Source organism: Dehalococcoidia bacterium (genome assembly GCA_041649635.1).
Classification (GTDB): domain Bacteria; phylum Chloroflexota; class Dehalococcoidia; order E44-bin15; family E44-bin15; genus JAYEHL01.
On sequence record JBAZMV010000001.1, the window covers coordinates 648,878 to 665,534 of the forward strand.

The following is a 16,657-nucleotide window of genomic DNA, read 5'->3' on the forward strand; positions in this document are numbered from 1 at the left end:
AACTAACCTCCTTTTACACGATACTTTTGTCACCCTGTAAATGGCGTCAAATCATCAATCGCTGCGTTAGGAGGCAACTTTCGCATGGCCGATAAGGAATTGCAGAAACGCATCAAGGCGCTGGAGCGGGAAAACGCCGCACTCTCTGAGGCTATCGAGCACTTGCGTGAGAGCGAAGCAAAATTCACTACCATCTTCCAGAACGCCAACGACGAGATAATATACATCGGCGCGGACGGCACCATAATCGACATCAACCACAAGGTGGAGGATATCTTCGGCTACAGGCGCGAAGAGGCTATCGGCAAAAAGTTCTACGAATTCGACGTGCTCAGCCCGGAGGAATGGCAAAGGCTTATCGACGAAACACAGAACTTGCTCTCAGGTAAGACCTCAACAACACAGGTGCTCCAATTCGAAGCCAGGCGCAAAGGAGGGGAGAAGATATATCTGGAGGTCAATCCCAGGCTGATAAAGAGGGACGACAAGACCATAGGAATACTGGCCATCATCAGGGATATCAGCACCCGCAAGAGGGAGGAGGAGCTCCTGCGCAGGCATACCGAACAGCTCGACAAATTGCTTAAGGAGCGCACGTTAAATCTGGAGGAGCTGAACGCCGCGCTGAAGGTTATGCTGAAGCAGGTGGAAGAGGTTAAGGCCGAGATACAGGACAAGATCACGTTCAATATCACGGAATTCGTCATGCCTTATCTGGAAAAACTGAAAAAAACCAGGCTGGAGGACATACAACAAACCTATCTCAATAACTTGGAGGAAAACCTTAAAGACATCGCTTCGCCCTTCCTGCACGGCATTTCCGCCAAGTACATAAAGCTCACACCTACGGAAATTCAGGTGGCCAACCTGGTCAAACAGGGCAAAACGACCAAGGAGATCGCGGACACGCTTTTCATGTCGCCACGGACCATTGAAACCCACAGGTACAATATGAGAATCAAGATGGGGCTGAAAAGCAAAAAACTTAACCTGAGAACTTATCTTTCGTCTTTAGAATAATACTTAACTTAACTAAGTATTTTATAGCAAATACTACAGCATTAATTCCGTTGCAATTATTCACTAAACCGGGCATACTCGTATCATAGACTAAGTATTCATGTGTAAAATGATATCCGCACCCACAAACGCATCCCGATCAATCCGTAACGACTTCACAAGAGAATAACATCCAATCTAAATAACAAATCGAAAGGTGTCAAAAACAGTAAGAGGAGGACCAGCAAATGGAAAGTGAGGAGCTGTACAAACAACTGGCGGAGATGATAAACAGAGACGATCCGCACATCCTCGGCATGCCGCAAACCCCCGCCTTTATCAAGTTACTCAGCCTCCAATTCACACCGGAGGAGGCTAAACTGGCACTGGAAGTGGGACTCACCGGGGGGACGCTGGACGAACTGGCGCAGAAAACGGGACGGGAGAGGGAAACCCTGAAGAAGATGATGCACACCATGGCAAACAAGGGAACGATGTGGATCGATCCGGGCAAGGAAGACCCCAAGTACCGCGTCCTGGGCAGCTGCGCGCCGGGCCTCGTGGAAACCGGCCTGTTCGGGAATATACGCTTCCCTTACGACGTGGAGCTGGGGAAAACGCTTCACCAGGTAGTATACGAATGGGCCAGGGACAAGCTGTGCAAGCTGGGTTTCCCCTTCGCGCCGGTGTGGGCTCATCCCTGGGTGCTGCCCGGCGACGCAAAGCCGGAGGAGAGCCTCGTCGATTTCCTCAAAGGACAGAACTACTTCAGCGTATCGACATGCCCCTGCCGCCTTTCGCACTGGCTCGTCGAGCCGGAGAACCATTGCGATCATATGCTGGAGACCTGCCTCCATTCCGGTGACACCGGCAGATGGTGCGTGGAACACGGGATGGGCCGCGAGATAACCCTCGATGAGGCGCTTGAGCTTCTGCGCAAAACCAACGCGGAAGGCCTGGTGCACACTATCAACATCGAGGGATTCATCTGCAATTGCTGCACCGACTGCTGCCCGCTTTTCATCGGCTTCCACAAACTTAATACAAAGACGATGATACCTTCCCCCTTCATCCCGGTTATCGATGAGGGTGAATGCACCGCCTGCGGCTCGTGTATCGACCTCTGTCCGGTAAATGCATTGAAGCTAGAAGACATAGCCGAGGTGGATATCGATACCTGCATCGGCTGCGGCGTGTGCGTGACACACTGCGATATGAACGCCATCAAGCTGGCGAGGAGATCCCAGCAGGTTGAGATACCGGCGGATGTGAAGGATCACATAGGATAAGCTCCAATAATCAATAAAAGGGCTCTAGGGAGAAATATGAATAAGAATTATGATGCTATCGTTGTTGGAGCTGGGTTAGGAGGTGCGGTATGCGGTGCACTACTGGCAAAATGGGGCCTCAAGGTACTTTTGCTGGATAAGAACAACCGCGTCGGCGGCAAGCAGATGGGTATCTCGGCCCGCGGCTTCAAAAGCGAGATGTGGCCCACATTCGGCATACCCAGGGAATCAGGGCCGTTCGTGGATGCCTTCAAGCAGCTGGGCATAGAGCAGAAGCTGGACATTATCCCCGGGTCCAACTGCCTGATGTACCGGCAGCCGAAAGGCAAGTGGATTCCTTCAATAAATGCGGCCGGGCCACAGGGTCTGGACTCGACATTGAATATGTTTAATGCATGGCAACTCAGCGAGAAAGATTCTCAGGTGGCCTTGAACATCCTGGCTGAGATGGCGCTGATGACACCGGAGCAGCTGGACGCCCTGAACGATGTTAGCGTTCAGCAGTGGGTGGCCCAGAAGGGCGACCTGCCTAAGCCCCTTTTCAGCTTCCTCGCCGTGCAATCGAATGTGATGGCCACCGGCCTTTACGAGCTCGTAGCCATATGGGAACTAGCCAAAATCATGCAGATTTTTGCGGGAACAACGCCGTGCTTTCCCAGGGGTGGCTACTCCAAGCTGGTTGAAGACATTATCAACGTGCTTAAGGCGAATGGCGGCGAGTTGAAGCTCAGGGCGCGTGTCGAGCGCATCCTTGTCGAAGACGGGCAGGTAGCCGGTGTCGCTACCAGGGACAAGGTGTACAGGGCTCCGATCATTGTCAGCAACGCGGGCATCCAGCCAACGGTGCTCAAACTGGTCGGAGAACAATATTTCGATAAGTCGTATGTGAATTACGTTAAGGGCATAGTCCCCAGCCTGGGTTTCTGCTGCCAACGATACATATTTAAGGAGCCGGTTATGGAGCACGGTGTGTACGTCGGCACGTCGGAGAGAAGTTATCTGGATACCGCCCGCCTTGAGGAAATGAAGAACGGCAAAATACCCGATGTCGTATCTTTCTATGCGGTGAACCCGGCGCACTTCGATAACGAGATGGCGCCCAAAGGCAAACAGATGCTGCTGGTGGGCACTTGGTGCTCACCGGATCCGAAAGATAAATCGATCAAGGCACTGCAGAAAAAGGTGGATGAGCAGTTTATTGAGATGTTCCCGGCAGAATCGAAATACATTGAAGCTCGTGAAGGTTATGTAGGCCCAGCCCAGGTGGCATCACTGAGCAGGGACTCCGTCCTGCCAGGTGTAGGCGGGGAGGCGGTCGGACTTGCGGTTAGCGTTGGCTACTGCGGACGGAGTAAGCCATCGGTCAAGGCACCGATAGGAGGGCTATTCTACGTTGGTCACGACGCCGGCGGCGCCGGTTATCTCGGTACCCACCAGGCGGTGAGTTCCGGAACGAGAGTAGCGCCGATGGTACAGATGTACTATCGTGAAAGAAAGATGTTCGGAAAATAGCAGCTAGTGAAACCGCCGGGCCTGAAATAATTGAGCCGTTGAACTTTGTAGCAATGAAATGTTTACTAGTGCAATAAGCATCGTGGAGGTAGATTATGTTAACGAAATATGACGAGTTCAACTGTCACCAGATCGTGGACACGCTGGACCATGTGCTGGACAGCGACCGCCAGTTCACCGAGAAGTACTGGATGAACGTGCATGACACTACGGGGAAGATAGTTCTGGCCACGGGCTTCGGCTACTACCCCAACCGCAACGTAATGGACGGCTACGGCTGCGTGAACGTCGAGAACAAGATCCAGCACAACATGAGGCTCTCGCGCGAGCTCAGACCAAAAACCGATGAACTGGTAGTCGGCCCGCTCTCGTGGGAGATCGTCGAGCCGCTCAAGCGGATACGGGTAAGGCTCGACAAGAACGACAAGGGTATCAGCTACGACCTGGAGTTCACGGGCAGGATGCCGGCCCATGAGGAGATACCGCAGGTGCGCCGCGATAAGGGGCGCATATTCATGAACACCTGCCGCATGTGCCAGCTTGGCACGGCTAAAGGCTGGATCAAGGTGGACGGCAAGAAATACGATGTCGACGAAAAGTCGTGGCGCGCCCAGCGCGATCATTCGTGGGGCATACGCATGGGCGTGGGCGCGCCGGAGCAGGGTGTGCAGTCGCCTGACATCTCCTTCTTTGCCAATCTGATGATCAACTGGCTCACCGCCCAGTTCAAGGACTGGGGCGTCACCTACTACCTTATCGAAAAGTCTACCGGAGTGGTCGAATACCTCTCCGGCGCAGTGATGTACGGATTCGGCAAGAACAAAGAAGAGATACCGATCGTGAAGGTGGATCACGATTTCAAATATCACACCGGCAGCGGCAGGATGAAATCGGGTGAGGTTGTCCTGCATACCGCCGACGGCAAGAAAAAAGAAATATCGATGAAACAGCTGACCACCATGTACCTGATGGGCGGCGGCTATGTAGGTTATGACGGATTTTACCACGGCATCTGGAAGGGGCCGTACTGGACAGCCGGCGAGAAGTGGAAGGTATCCGATCCGAAGGTAGCAAACCAGGTTCACGGCCTGGACGACGCCGTATGCGAGTACCGCTGCGGCAAAGAGACCGGCTACGGCATTATCGAGAACTTGATACTCGGCTCCTTCCCTAAATACGGGTTTTAGCAGAGGAGACGATTCATGAATCGTTGTCTGTCATTGCGTCGTCCTTACAGATACCTCGATATCGCGGAAGGACCACTTTCAATGACAAATTAGATATAGAGTGTTGATAATCCCCAATCAGAGGTACAAAAATGATATTAGATAAATTTAAACTTACGGACAGGGTGGCTGTCATCACCGGAGCCGGCAGGGGCATCGGCCGGGGGATCGCGCTCGGCCTGGCGGAGGCGGGCGCCGACGTAGTAGCGCTGGCCCGCACCGCCAAAGACATCGATAGCCTGGCAGACGAGGTCCGAAGCAGGGGCAGAAAAGCGATGGCGATCCCGACCGATGTTCGCTCGGCCGCCGACGTGGACGCCGCGATAAAGCGGACTATGGACGAGTTCGGGCGCATCGACATACTGGTAAATAACGCCGGAGGAGCTTCCGCCGGTGTCTTCCCGTCGACGGTGGCGGATATGAGCGAGGAGCTATGGGACGAGAACATCCGCGGCAACCTGAAGCACGTCTTCATTTTCAGCAGCGCCGCGGCAAAAGTTATGATCAAACAGAAATCGGGAAACATCATCAGCATAAGCTCGCTCTTCGGCCGCACCGCCGCCCCCATGTTCGCCCCGTACGCGGCCACCAAAGCAGCTATCATAAACTTCACCCAGACTCTGGCTTGCGAGCTGGCGCCTTACAATATCCGCGTCAACTGCATCGCTCCAGGCAAGATACTGACGTCTTCGACCGAGATGCTGTGGACCACGCCCGAGAGCAGGGCCGAGGCGGCAAAAGATATACAACTGAAGCGGCTGGGCCGCCCCGAGGACATCGCCCCTTTGGCGGTTTTCCTGGCATCCGACGGCGCCGGTTATATCACAGGGCAGACTTTCGATGTCAACGGCGGCTGGGGCACCCTGGCCCTGCTTTAAAGGTAACTTTCGAGGAGGGATACGATGTTCGACCGGCATATAGATATCGCGAAGATGCAGGTGAAACTGGAGAAATGGATCCAGGGCAAAATGCCTGACGCCGTAGACCTGACGATCTCTCCGTTGAAACGCTCGGCGGGCGGCTTCGCCAACGAGACCTTCTTCTTCGACATGAATTGGAAGGAAGGCGGCAAGAGCAAAATGGAGAAGCTTGTGCTGCGCTGGCAGCCACAGGACTATCCGGTCTTCCTGGACTACGATTTGGCGATGCAGTTCCATACCATCGAGCAACTGCAAAAATCCGGCATACCTGTAGCTAAGACATACTGGCTCGAAATGGATGCATCCATACTCGATAGTCCTTTCTACATCATGGGATTCATCCCCGGCATCACCGCCTGCGAGGTGCCCCCCTACCACTCCGCCGGGCTCTGCGTTGAGAGCACCCCGGAGCAGCGGGCCAGGATGTGGTGGGGCTGCCTTGATATGATGGCAAAGATACACAAACTGAACTGGGAGAAGTACGATTTCTCCTTCATGGGCATCCCGAAGGGAGGCACCGATGCGCTGGACCGCCAGCTGGACTACTACGAGCGCTACCTGAACTGGGTGCGCAAGGAACCGCAGCCGATTCTGGACAAGGCGCTGGAGTGGCTCAAGGAGAAACGCTTCGTCCCCGAGCGCGTAACGCTGTGCTGGGGCGACTGCCGCATACCGAACCTCCTCTACGACGATAATTTCGACGTGGTCGCCGTCCTCGACTGGGAGATGGCCTCCATATGCGACCCCATATCCGACCTGGCGTGGTTCTTCTTCCTGGACTGGCACCACAGCCTGGGCTACGGCATACCGCGCCTGGAAGGCTTCCCGGACCAGGAAGAAACGATAGAGCGCTACGAGAAGCTGACCGGGTGGAAGGTACAGAACCTGCATTACTTCGAGGTGCTGGCCGCGTTCAAGTTCGGCGTGGTCATGGCCAAGATCGCCCAGCATATGAAGGCCACCGGCGCGCCGTCGCCAACGGAGAACTTCGAGATCGACAACGCCTGCACCCAGCGGCTGGCCGAGCTGCTGGACCTCCCCGCGCCGGGAGGCAAGAAAAGGGAATCGACAAAGATCGAGGAGGTGAAGGTGGCCGTGCAACTCCATCTCACCGGCCCCGGAGGCTGCGACTGGTATCTCATCTCCGACAAAGGCGTGGGCCGGCGCTACGAGGGTACCGTCGAGGATATGACGCCCAGCGCTACAGTGACCGCCACGGCCCAGGACTGGGATGACATCCAGAGCGGAAAGCTGGACCGCGTACAGGCTTTCATGGGCGGCAAGCTCAAGGTTGAGGGCGATCTATCGCTGATGCTACAATTAGAAGACATGATATCCAGATTCAGCAAGGGGAAATAACGCCTCAAGAGTACTGCGACGTTTTCCCGCTTGAACCCGGGCAAACCTAAGAACTAGCTGAATCAAAAGCACCGATAGTGTCTGGAAGCCGGCGCCGATAAATACGAGTCAAAGGGGGCTCCGCTATGGAGAACGAAAAGCTGTACCAGGAAGTCGCGGAGATGATCAACCGGGACGACCCGCATTTCGTCGGCGTATCAATTACCCCTGCGTTTCTGAAGCTCTTGAGCCTGCAGATGACGCCCGACGAAGCGCGGCTGGCCCTCGAAGTGGGGCTCAAGGGCATGACGCTGGACGAGATAGCGGCCAAGACGGGCAAGGACAAGGCCGCACTCAAGAAGATCATGAACACGATGGCGGACAAAGGAACGATGTGGATAGATCCGGGCAAGGAAGATCCCAAATACCGCATACTCGGCAGCTGCGCGCCGGGCTTTACAGAGACCGGGCTTATGGGCAACATCCGCTTCCCTTACGACCTGGAACTGGCTAAGTATCTGCACCAGACCTTGTACGAGTGGATACGGGACAAGATGTGCAAGCTGGGCTTCCCCTTCGCGCCGGTGTGGGCCCACCCCTGGGTGCTGCCGGAGGACGCCAAGCCGGAGGAGAACCTCGTCGAATTCCTCAAGAGCCAGAACTTCTTCTGTTTGTCGACCTGCCCCTGCCGCCTCTCGCACTGGATCAGCGAGCCCGACGACCACTGCCAGCACATGCTGCAGACCTGCCTCCACTCCGGGGACACGGGAAGATGGTGCGTCGAGCACGGGATGGGCCGCGAGATCACGCTGGACGAGGCGATTGACCTGCTGCGCAAGACCAACGCGGAAGGCCTGGTGCACACCATCAACATCGAAGGATTCATCTGCAACTGCTGCACCGACTGCTGCCCGCTCTTCATCGGCTTGCACAAGCTGAACACACAGACGATGATTCCTTCCCCTTTCATTCCTGTAATCGATGAAGCTGAATGCACCGCATGCGGCGCGTGCATCGATATGTGCCCTGTGAACGCGCTGAAACTTGAAGATGTGGCCGAGGTGGATATCGATAAATGCATCGGCTGCGGCGTGTGCGTGACCCACTGCGACATGAACGCCATCAAGCTGGTCAGGCGCGCTCAGCAGATCGAGGTCGCCGACGAGGTCAAAAGCCACGTCGACAAGCTTTAGCAAGTCCCCCATACCGACGATTCACGGTTGAGCGCCATCCGTCGTTGGTGTTACAATCGAATTGTAAGGTTTTTCCTTGTGTCATCATCCTTCCGCAGAAGGATAATCCAGATGTAAAGGCGAATGGCCATTCGCCCGCTGTCATTGCGAGCGAAGCGAAGCAATCTCCTTTTGTAACAGGCGATATAAACGACGAGATTGCCGCGTCGTCCTTCCATATACCGTGATATCATGGAAGGACTCGCAATGACAGGTCGAAAAAAGAGGTGTCCCGTAGGGGCAGACCCATGTGTCTGCCCGAAGTGGGCGAACACATAGGTTCGCCCCTACCCGATGACCAATGTATGGGGATTCAGGGGGTTGACCATCTGATAGCACACGAAATAAATATCGACATCAAACCGCTCTATCGCAGACGCCTAACACAGAAATGGCTGCGCGAGGTCGTTGCAACTACATTATCGACGCAGAAAGTTAATCGTCCTGTTGAGCTCAGCCTGCTCATCACCGGCGACGATGAAGTGCATCGATTGAACCGCGACTACCGCGGCGTCGATAAGACCACCGACGTCATCACTTTTGCGCTGACCGAGGACAGGGACGACACCGAATTCGTAACCCCACCCGACAAAATATCGCGCCTGGGCGAGGTCATAATATCGTACCCGCAGGCGGCATCGCAGGCTAGAGAGAACAAACAAACGATAAAGGCCGAGCTGGCCTGGCTCGTGGTGCACGGCCTGCTGCATTTGCTGGGCTACGACCACCAGGACGATGCATCGGAAGCCGCCATGAGGAAGCGCGAGGATATAATACTCAGGAAAATCGAGCTATGACGGAAAAGAAACCTGAAATAAACGACGATTACTACGAGCAGCCGCCATATCGACCACCGACGGAAGCTTATAGTCTGCTGCTACGCGTGACTCGCAACTGCTCCTGGAACAAGTGCGAGTTCTGCCAGATGTACCCCGGAACCAAGCTGGAGATACGTTCGGTGGAGGAGGTCAAGAGCGACATCCGCGCCATGAAGAAGCACGCCGACGAGATAAAGTCCCACGCCTTAAAGACCGGAAACATAAACAACGTGGGCATGGTAGCGCGCGCCAACGGCGTGTACTGGCTGAGCGAGGGCGATGTCAAGAACGTCTTCATCGCCGACTCCAACAGCGTGATAATCAAATCCGAGGATTTGGCCAAGATAGTTCGATATCTGTACGAGACGTTCCCGACCATCGAGCGGGTGACCAGCTACGCCCGCGGCAAGACGCTGGCCAAGAAAACGCTCGAAGAACTTAAGATGCTGCGCGAAGCGGGCCTGACCCGCGTGCACGTTGGGCTGGAGACCGGCGACGACGAGCTGCTCAAGATAATTCAGAAGGGCGCCACGCAGGAGGAGATGATAACCGGCGGGCGGAAGGCCATCGAGGCCGGATTCGAGCTCTCCATGTACGTCATGCCCGGCCTGGGCGGGCGCGAGATGTGGGAGCAGCATGTGCGCGGCACGGCACACGTCCTGAACGCCGTCAACCCGCATTTTATTCGACTGCGAACGCTGTATGTGCCCGAGAACACGCCGCTGCACAAACGGTACGAGAACGGCCAGTTCACCAGACAGACCACGGAAGCACTCCTGCGCGAAGTGCGCCTCCTCGTCGAGTTACTCAACGTAGACGCCGAGTTCATAGCCGGCGACCACATCGCCAACCGCTACATGTGGGGAATCGATGGTGTTCCGAATAAAGACAAGGAGCGCATGCTAAAGCAGATCGATGATCTGGTAGAAGAAGCCAAACACAGCAGCGAGAAATACCCGGTTTACATGGGCGGGCTGTATAGATAGGGGCGGGTTTGAAACCCGCCCCTATGTTTCTATCGTCATTGCGAGAAGCCGCAGGCGACGAAGCAATCCCTATACCAGCGGTCATCTATTTTAAAGCTCGAAGGTGCCTATTCTATACCCCATTCATCATGGAGATGAAACATCCTCTTCGATACCCTATCGAACAAAACCGCCTGGCAAGTATCCCTCTCACCGCCATTCGCAATGGCGGTAAATATCATTTCACCATCCATATGTACTATATTTATCCATGTTCCCCGGCGCAGATAGTGCACCAGCATCAAACTGGCATCTATAATCCCTGAGTTATAATCAGGCGCGATAAACTGAAATGTCTTTTCATCCGTATTTATCCTCAACTCGGTGCCTCTATCCGTGTCCTCGAATGCGTAGTTCCATGTTGTGATTACGACCGTGTCGACGCCTGTGCCGCCGTCGTCATCGGTCACGGTGAGCGTAACAGTATACGTACCGCCTGAAGCATATGTATGGGATGGCGTCAGTGTGCCGGTGACAACCGACGTGCCGTCACCGAAGTCCCACTCGATAGTATGAGTATCGAGCCAGCCCGGATCGGTGAAGCTGCCGCTGAAGTCGATGGGCGTACCTGCCATCGCATTAAACACATCCGATCCTGCATCCACGGTCGGAGCGACGTTGTCTACCGTTACGATTACTGTAGCCGTATCCGTTGCACCCTCGTCATCGGTAACGGTTAGCGTGACCGTGTACTCACCATTGTCTCCATATGCATGCGCAGGCGCCGCATCGCCCGTGACGACCGCCGAGCCGTCGCCGAAGTCCCATTCGTAGTTCGCAATCGAACCGTCCGGATCATACGAGCCGCTGCCGTCGAAGTTTACCGGCGAGCCTTCATCGTCTGCGTACGGACCGCCGATCACGGCCTCGGGAGGCGCGTTCACATGAACCGTCAATGTATCGCTTCCGACACCGCCGTCATCGTCCGCTACAGTGAGAATTACTGTGTAATCACCGCTTAAAGTGTAGGTATGCGTCGGCGTAAGCGTGCCAGTAACAACCGGCGAGCCGTCGCCGAAGTTCCACTCGATGGTATGTGTATCGAGCCAGCCGGGATCGGTGAAGCTGCCGCTGAAGCTGACCGGTATCCCGGCGATTATATTGTCCATGTCAGCTCCGGCGTTAACTATCGGAGCGGCATTATTGACCGTCATGGCCGCTGTGACCGAGCCCGTGGCCCCGTCGTCATCGGTAACGGTTAGCGTGACCGTATACATACCGTTGTCCCCGAACGCGTGTGCCGGCGTGTCATCGCCTGTGACAGCCGCAGAGCCGTCACCGAAGTCCCATTCATAGTTAACGATCTTGCCGTCCGTATCGTAAGAATCGCCGCCGTCGAAGTTTATGGAAGGCCCTTCGCTCACGGGGTGGAAACTGCCGAGTACGGCCACCGGAGGTACGTTGGGGATAGGCGTAGGCGTAGGTGTCGGCATTGGAACAGGTGCCGTCCCATTCACGGTTGTAGTTGTATCCACCGCCGTGGCGTGATAACCCTCGATGTTGCCGGCATTGTCACTCGCCCTGCTGTAGAAGCCGTAAGTATGTCCCGGAATTCCCGTGAAGACAGCCGAGGTCTGGGCGGTAGCAGCCAGCCATTGTACGCAGCTGCTTCCGTTATCCGAAACGTAGATGTCATAGCCAGCGATGCCCGAACCGCCAACGTCATCTGAGCCATTCCAGCTCACGGTGAAGCTGGCGCTGTCAACTGTCGCCGGTCGCGCATCAACCAGGCTCGTCGGCGCAACAGCATCGATAGTGTTAAGACATTCCTTCTCAGGATCAGTGCCCTGCGACGAATCATGCGGGTCCACCTGGTTGGTGGCGATTACCTCCTGTCCGTCAAAGGAGATGAGCGCCACATTGCGTATCTCGATGCCCGTGGTCAGCCCATCGTTAGTATCGACTATATATGAGAAGTGTCCCTGGCCGCGCCCGGTGCCGTCTTCCGGCGGCAGGAAGCCGATGTCTACGGTGGGCGGCAGGCCGGTAGCGGGGTCAATAGATTGGAAGGTTACTGTCACCAGCCCCGTATTCAGATCGACGCCGGCATCTATCTGCACCTCAAAGTCCGCGCCGTTGTAGCTCACAGGTACGGTAGTCTGGTAATTCTGAGTATTGTCAGGAACAGTTATGAACTGATCGCCGAAGCCGAATTCACTGAACTCAAAACTGCTCCGGTTAAGGTTGGCGTTGAGCTGGTCCATGATTACCACCTGCTGCGCCGGAGCCGAGGCATTGGCATCGTTCTCAAAATCTACTCGGTAGGACATTGCACTGTTTGCCTGAATGAAACCCTCATAGCCGAAACCTGATGGGCCGAGCTTACCGTTGGGGTCACTTGCGTTTACAACGGGAGTACTATCATCGGGTTCTTCCGGAGGGAATGTTGGAATAGGCTCAGGCTCCTCCCCTCCGGCACACTCATATATGCACCAGGCCGTACGAGCCAAACAAATTGCTGAACATATTACCTTCAACAATAGAGTAGGTGCTAAAAGGTGGCACCAGAGCTCGCAAGTGAATTCCTCGATACCACACGTGAATCCGCACCAGAAATGACTCCACCATGAAAGACCAGTTGGGTCAATCAGAGAGATAGGATTGTTTGTCACATATCGATACAGGTTTACGTTATCTCCACTATATCCCAAGGGATCTACACTCGTAAAACGCCCTGCTTCAGGATCGTAGTACCTAGCCTGCATATAGTTCAGCCCGTTCCCTTCTGCCATCACCCCGTACTGCCCCACGAACTGAAATGAATTGGGAATAGTCTCGGCTTTTATAAGCGTTTCACCAAATGGTGTGTATGTATAGCTGTTGGCAACTTCACCTGTAACTGTTACTAATTGCTGTGTATTGCCGCCTGCGTCGTAGGTGTAGTAAGCTACGTCGCCCGAGGCATCGGTGCGCGCCAGCAGTCCGGTACCATAACTGTAGTGGGCGATAATGTTACCAGAGGCATCGTATTCACCAACAGCATTTCCATGGACCAACGGCTCGGTAATGTAGTTGGTAGCATTGCCATTATTGATGGAAGATACACGGTTGCCCTGAACATCGTAGACATATTGCCACGTGTCAGCGCCCTTGGTTACAGAGGTGAGACGATTCTCGTCATTGTAGGTGTAAGTGTTAGTGCCGCCAGGCGAAACCTCTCGAACAAGGTTGCCGTCGGCATCAAAAGAATAAGTGGTGTCGCCTACCCGCGTATACTGATTCATATTGTTGACTGTGTACTCTGTGGTGACACCATTCTCAATAGTGTAAATGCGGTTGCCCAGGGCATCGTAAACATAACCCAGATCCTGATTGGGAATCGCAGGGTTAGTCGAGGTTAATACGGCATGGATTAACTGGCCCGTATCATCATATTCATATGTCCACGTGCCGTCCAGTGTATCCATTGAGATACGCCTGCCGCGGCTATCATAGGTATAGTCAAAGCGGGAGAGGATAGAGCCATCGACGTTGTAGTTTACAAGTGATATCATCTGGCCTGCCGCATCGTACGCGTAGGTTGTATAAATGCCATTTGTCAGCGTCTGGCGCTCCATGCGCCCAACGGCATCGTAGGTGTAATGCACCACCTCGGAGCCGTTCTCATCCGTCAGGCTCTCCAGTCTGCCTGTGGAATTGTACTGGTAATCCAAATGATGGCCAGCCTGATCGAGACTGGAGGCAGGCCGTCCCATCATATCATAAGTGAATTGCAGCCATTGTCCGGCGGGATAGTCAATGCGTATCAGGCGATCGTTGGCATCATTGGTATAAGCGGTAGTGCCCGTTGAGTCTGTAGTAGAAAGCGTGTTGCCGCGGGCATCGTAAACTGCTTCGGTTTGAGATCCGTCAGCGTAAGTCTTGCTGGTAATTTGTCCGTTGCCATTATATGCATAGCTCGTAACATTGCCGCGTCCGTTGGTCCATTCGGTGATCTGGCCCAGCGTATCATACGCCCAGAACTGCCGACTGCCATCGGGATAGTTTGTAGATATGAGATTGCCATAATCGTCATAGTCATACTGAGTTACATATCCCCTGGCATCGGTGCGGGAAGCCAGACTATTGAACGGTTCGGTGTAGCTGAGACGAGTCATATGTCCCATCTGGTCGGTAGTACTGACAAGATTATAGTCAGAATCGTAGCGGTAACTGTAAGAACAGCCAGCCGCATCAATCACATTGACAACTCTGTTCTGTTCGTCAAAGTCAGTAATTATGGTATTACCCAAAGGATCCACGGTTTTTACCAATGCGCCCAGATAGTCATAATAGGATTTACTTGAACTCCCCAGAGCATCGGTAGCTGTTACCAAACCGATGTCGTATGTGTAGGTCACCGCTTCGGCATTCCCGGCCTTATAGGTTCCAGATAATCGCCCCTGCGCGTCATAGGTGAAATACTGCGTGTCGCAGGAGCATGTACATGCGCATGCGGTTGACATCTCAATAAGGGCATTGTAGGGGCTTCCAACCTCTCCTGTGCCGTAGACATAGGTCGCGGTTCTCCCATCATAATACTGTACGCCGGAGAGATGCTCGTTGTCGGCGGTGTAGGAGAATTGAGTCTGCCGGCCGAGGGAGTCGGTGATGGTCTGTATCCGACCTGCGGCATTGTAGTCGATTTGCAGGTACTGGCCGCTGGAGTGTGTCAGGCTGGTGAGAAGGTCGCCGCTGTAATCGGCTGTGATTCGATTGCCGTTGCGATCCTCCTTGTAATCCAGCTTGCCGTCGGCGCGGAAGACGTAGAGCATGCCGTCAGCTTCGCGCAAGCTAAAAGCGCCACCCTCCAGCGCAGTGAGCACGCCCGTACCGGTGGAAAGGTAGTTGCTGTTGCGGCTGTCCGGCTGAAAGATGCGCTGCCCGCCGCTCGGTAACAGCACGGTAACCGTGCCATCGGAAGCTTTATGCAGAGAATATTGCCAGTTGTATGACCAACCACGGCCTAGTGGACCGAGTTCAAATCGTTGTGAAATCGTTCCGGCGAGGAAGCGTGTGAACGTGAGTGCAATTCCGAGGGTTTGAACACTAGCGTCTGTTGTACTGGATGTTTGAGAACAGCTGGCGGTCTTAAGACCATCTGCTTGCATAAATGTGAAGTTCGCCAGTTGCTCAATGTCATTGACCTTCTTGCCCAATTGCCCCAGATAGATAGCGTTGTCGTCAATCATTTTCACATAGTCGCCCCATGTATCGCCGGCTATAGCCACAAAATTAGCAAAGAGTGCATCCCACGCTTCAGCGTTCATGGTTCCAGGCTTCATCAAATCCTTTTGCTCATCCCAGTTTATAACTGTGGTGTCATCTGACGTAACCACGCCAAGGCCGAACATGAGTGGTGGGTATTTCCAATCCCACGGCTGCTGCCACCCGGCGTAATAGACCGGAACTCGGCCAGATTCTCCTGGCTGCAACACGCCTGGGGTCGCGCCGCTGGCGAGCACCTGAATGCTGTGGCTGAAACCCGCCGGCTCCGCCGATGTCCAGAAGCCATTACCCATAAGCGTTGGGTCCAATGTAAGGAAAGCTCCTTCACGCCCGTTCTGCGTAGCGGTTAGAGAAATGATTGGTGCGGGCATAGATTCATTCCCAGTATTCTCATATTCGATATAGATGGTAGCTGGCATGTGGTAACCCATCTGACTGGGAAGAATGAGATTGGTTTCCAGTTTGGCCTCACCTGCAGGCAAGATTTCAAAGGCATTCGTCAACTCACTTGTGCCTCCGCCTAGGGATGAGGCGCGCAAAGTATAAAGGCCAGTAGTAAGGTCTGTGAGATTAAATGTTGCGGTAATCTGAGTAAAGGAATCCACGGATATCACAGAAGCTGTACGAACTGTGCCATTGCCATTAACCAGAGCGACGTTTGTTGTAGTATCGAAGCCTGCGCCAGTCAGTGTCAACACAGATGCATTACTGATGCCATATCTAACAGGGGTTACCCCCGCGAGCATGACGTCTCCTGTAGTGGCCAGCAGGGTGTAGTTGCTCACTGTGGAGACATAACTGCCATAGACGAGGATATACCATGTGCCGGCATAGGCCATGGGCACAAATATTTCCTGATCAGCAGAATCGTTAACGGAGGACTTATAGTCATAGTCACTTGTAGTGGGTAGTGCACCGTGCTTAATATATATCTCATTACGATTAACTGAAGCTGTATCGTTCAGACTCACACGCAATGGCACACCACTTGAAAGATTCACTCTGAATAAATGCTCATGGCCACCTATGTTCAGTGTTCCGTTATAGGGTACATTAAGTGATAAATCTTCCAGCACTGTCACGGTTGTAT

General features: G+C 54.1%; 10 protein-coding genes. 9 read left to right on the forward strand and 1 reads right to left on the reverse strand.

Annotation, left to right across the window (positions count from 1 at the left end):
* Window positions 1-84 precede the first annotated feature (84 nt).
* From WC562_03230 to WC562_03270, 9 genes are all read left to right on the forward strand, one after another.
* On the forward strand, window positions 85-1,020 hold the full coding sequence (locus WC562_03230; protein ID MFA5055172.1) for a PAS domain S-box protein: 936 nt from the start codon (window positions 85-87) through the stop codon (window positions 1,018-1,020).
* Window positions 1,021-1,247: 227 nt separating this feature from the next.
* Window positions 1,248-2,288 (forward strand): 4Fe-4S binding protein, encoded by a 1,041-nt coding sequence (locus WC562_03235; GenBank protein ID MFA5055173.1) that lies wholly within the window; start codon window positions 1,248-1,250, stop codon window positions 2,286-2,288.
* A gap of 36 nt (window positions 2,289-2,324) precedes the next feature.
* Window positions 2,325-3,800, forward strand: coding sequence for an NAD(P)/FAD-dependent oxidoreductase (locus WC562_03240; GenBank protein MFA5055174.1), 1,476 nt, complete (start codon window positions 2,325-2,327; stop codon window positions 3,798-3,800).
* 95 nt (window positions 3,801-3,895) lie between these two features.
* Window positions 3,896-4,987, forward strand: coding sequence for a hypothetical protein (locus WC562_03245; GenBank protein ID MFA5055175.1), 1,092 nt, complete (start codon window positions 3,896-3,898; stop codon window positions 4,985-4,987).
* Window positions 4,988-5,118: 131 nt separating this feature from the next.
* Window positions 5,119-5,904: an SDR family NAD(P)-dependent oxidoreductase gene (locus WC562_03250; protein MFA5055176.1), complete on the forward strand. Its 786-nt coding sequence runs from the start codon at window positions 5,119-5,121 to the stop codon at window positions 5,902-5,904.
* 24 nt (window positions 5,905-5,928) lie between these two features.
* Window positions 5,929-7,305, forward strand: a complete 1,377-nt coding sequence (locus WC562_03255; protein ID MFA5055177.1) for a phosphotransferase — start codon at window positions 5,929-5,931, stop codon at window positions 7,303-7,305.
* 125 nt (window positions 7,306-7,430) lie between these two features.
* Window positions 7,431-8,477, forward strand: coding sequence for a 4Fe-4S binding protein (locus tag WC562_03260; GenBank protein ID MFA5055178.1), 1,047 nt, complete (start codon window positions 7,431-7,433; stop codon window positions 8,475-8,477).
* A gap of 344 nt (window positions 8,478-8,821) precedes the next feature.
* On the forward strand, window positions 8,822-9,313 hold the full coding sequence (gene ybeY, locus WC562_03265; protein ID MFA5055179.1) for an rRNA maturation RNase YbeY: 492 nt from the start codon (window positions 8,822-8,824) through the stop codon (window positions 9,311-9,313).
* The gene (locus tag WC562_03270) at window positions 9,310-10,320 is read left to right on the forward strand and encodes a radical SAM protein (GenBank protein ID MFA5055180.1); all 1,011 of its coding nucleotides are present in this window, start codon (window positions 9,310-9,312) and stop codon (window positions 10,318-10,320) included. The genes ybeY and WC562_03270 overlap by 4 nt, the downstream gene beginning before the upstream one ends.
* A 107-nt stretch (window positions 10,321-10,427) precedes the next feature.
* On the opposite strand, the gene WC562_03275 is transcribed toward WC562_03270, so the two are convergent.
* Window positions 10,428-16,538 (reverse strand): PKD domain-containing protein, encoded by a 6,111-nt coding sequence (locus WC562_03275; protein ID MFA5055181.1) that lies wholly within the window; start codon window positions 16,536-16,538, stop codon window positions 10,428-10,430.
* Window positions 16,539-16,657 lie beyond the last annotated feature (119 nt).

Bases quoted from the DNA above. Each gene is read 5' to 3' on its own strand.
- WC562_03230 (MFA5055172.1), top strand. From the start codon at position 85: ATGGCCGATAAGGAATTGCAGAAACGCATCAAGGCGCTGGAGCGGGAA.
- WC562_03235 (MFA5055173.1), top strand. From the start codon at position 1,248: ATGGAAAGTGAGGAGCTGTACAAACAACTGGCGGAGATGATAAACAGA.
- WC562_03240 (MFA5055174.1), top strand. From the start codon at position 2,325: ATGAATAAGAATTATGATGCTATCGTTGTTGGAGCTGGGTTAGGAGGT.
- WC562_03245 (MFA5055175.1), top strand. From the start codon at position 3,896: ATGTTAACGAAATATGACGAGTTCAACTGTCACCAGATCGTGGACACG.
- WC562_03250 (MFA5055176.1), top strand. From the start codon at position 5,119: ATGATATTAGATAAATTTAAACTTACGGACAGGGTGGCTGTCATCACC.
- WC562_03255 (MFA5055177.1), top strand. From the start codon at position 5,929: ATGTTCGACCGGCATATAGATATCGCGAAGATGCAGGTGAAACTGGAG.
- WC562_03260 (MFA5055178.1), top strand. From the start codon at position 7,431: ATGGAGAACGAAAAGCTGTACCAGGAAGTCGCGGAGATGATCAACCGG.
- ybeY (MFA5055179.1), top strand. From the start codon at position 8,822: ATGGGGATTCAGGGGGTTGACCATCTGATAGCACACGAAATAAATATC.
- WC562_03270 (MFA5055180.1), top strand. From the start codon at position 9,310: ATGACGGAAAAGAAACCTGAAATAAACGACGATTACTACGAGCAGCCG.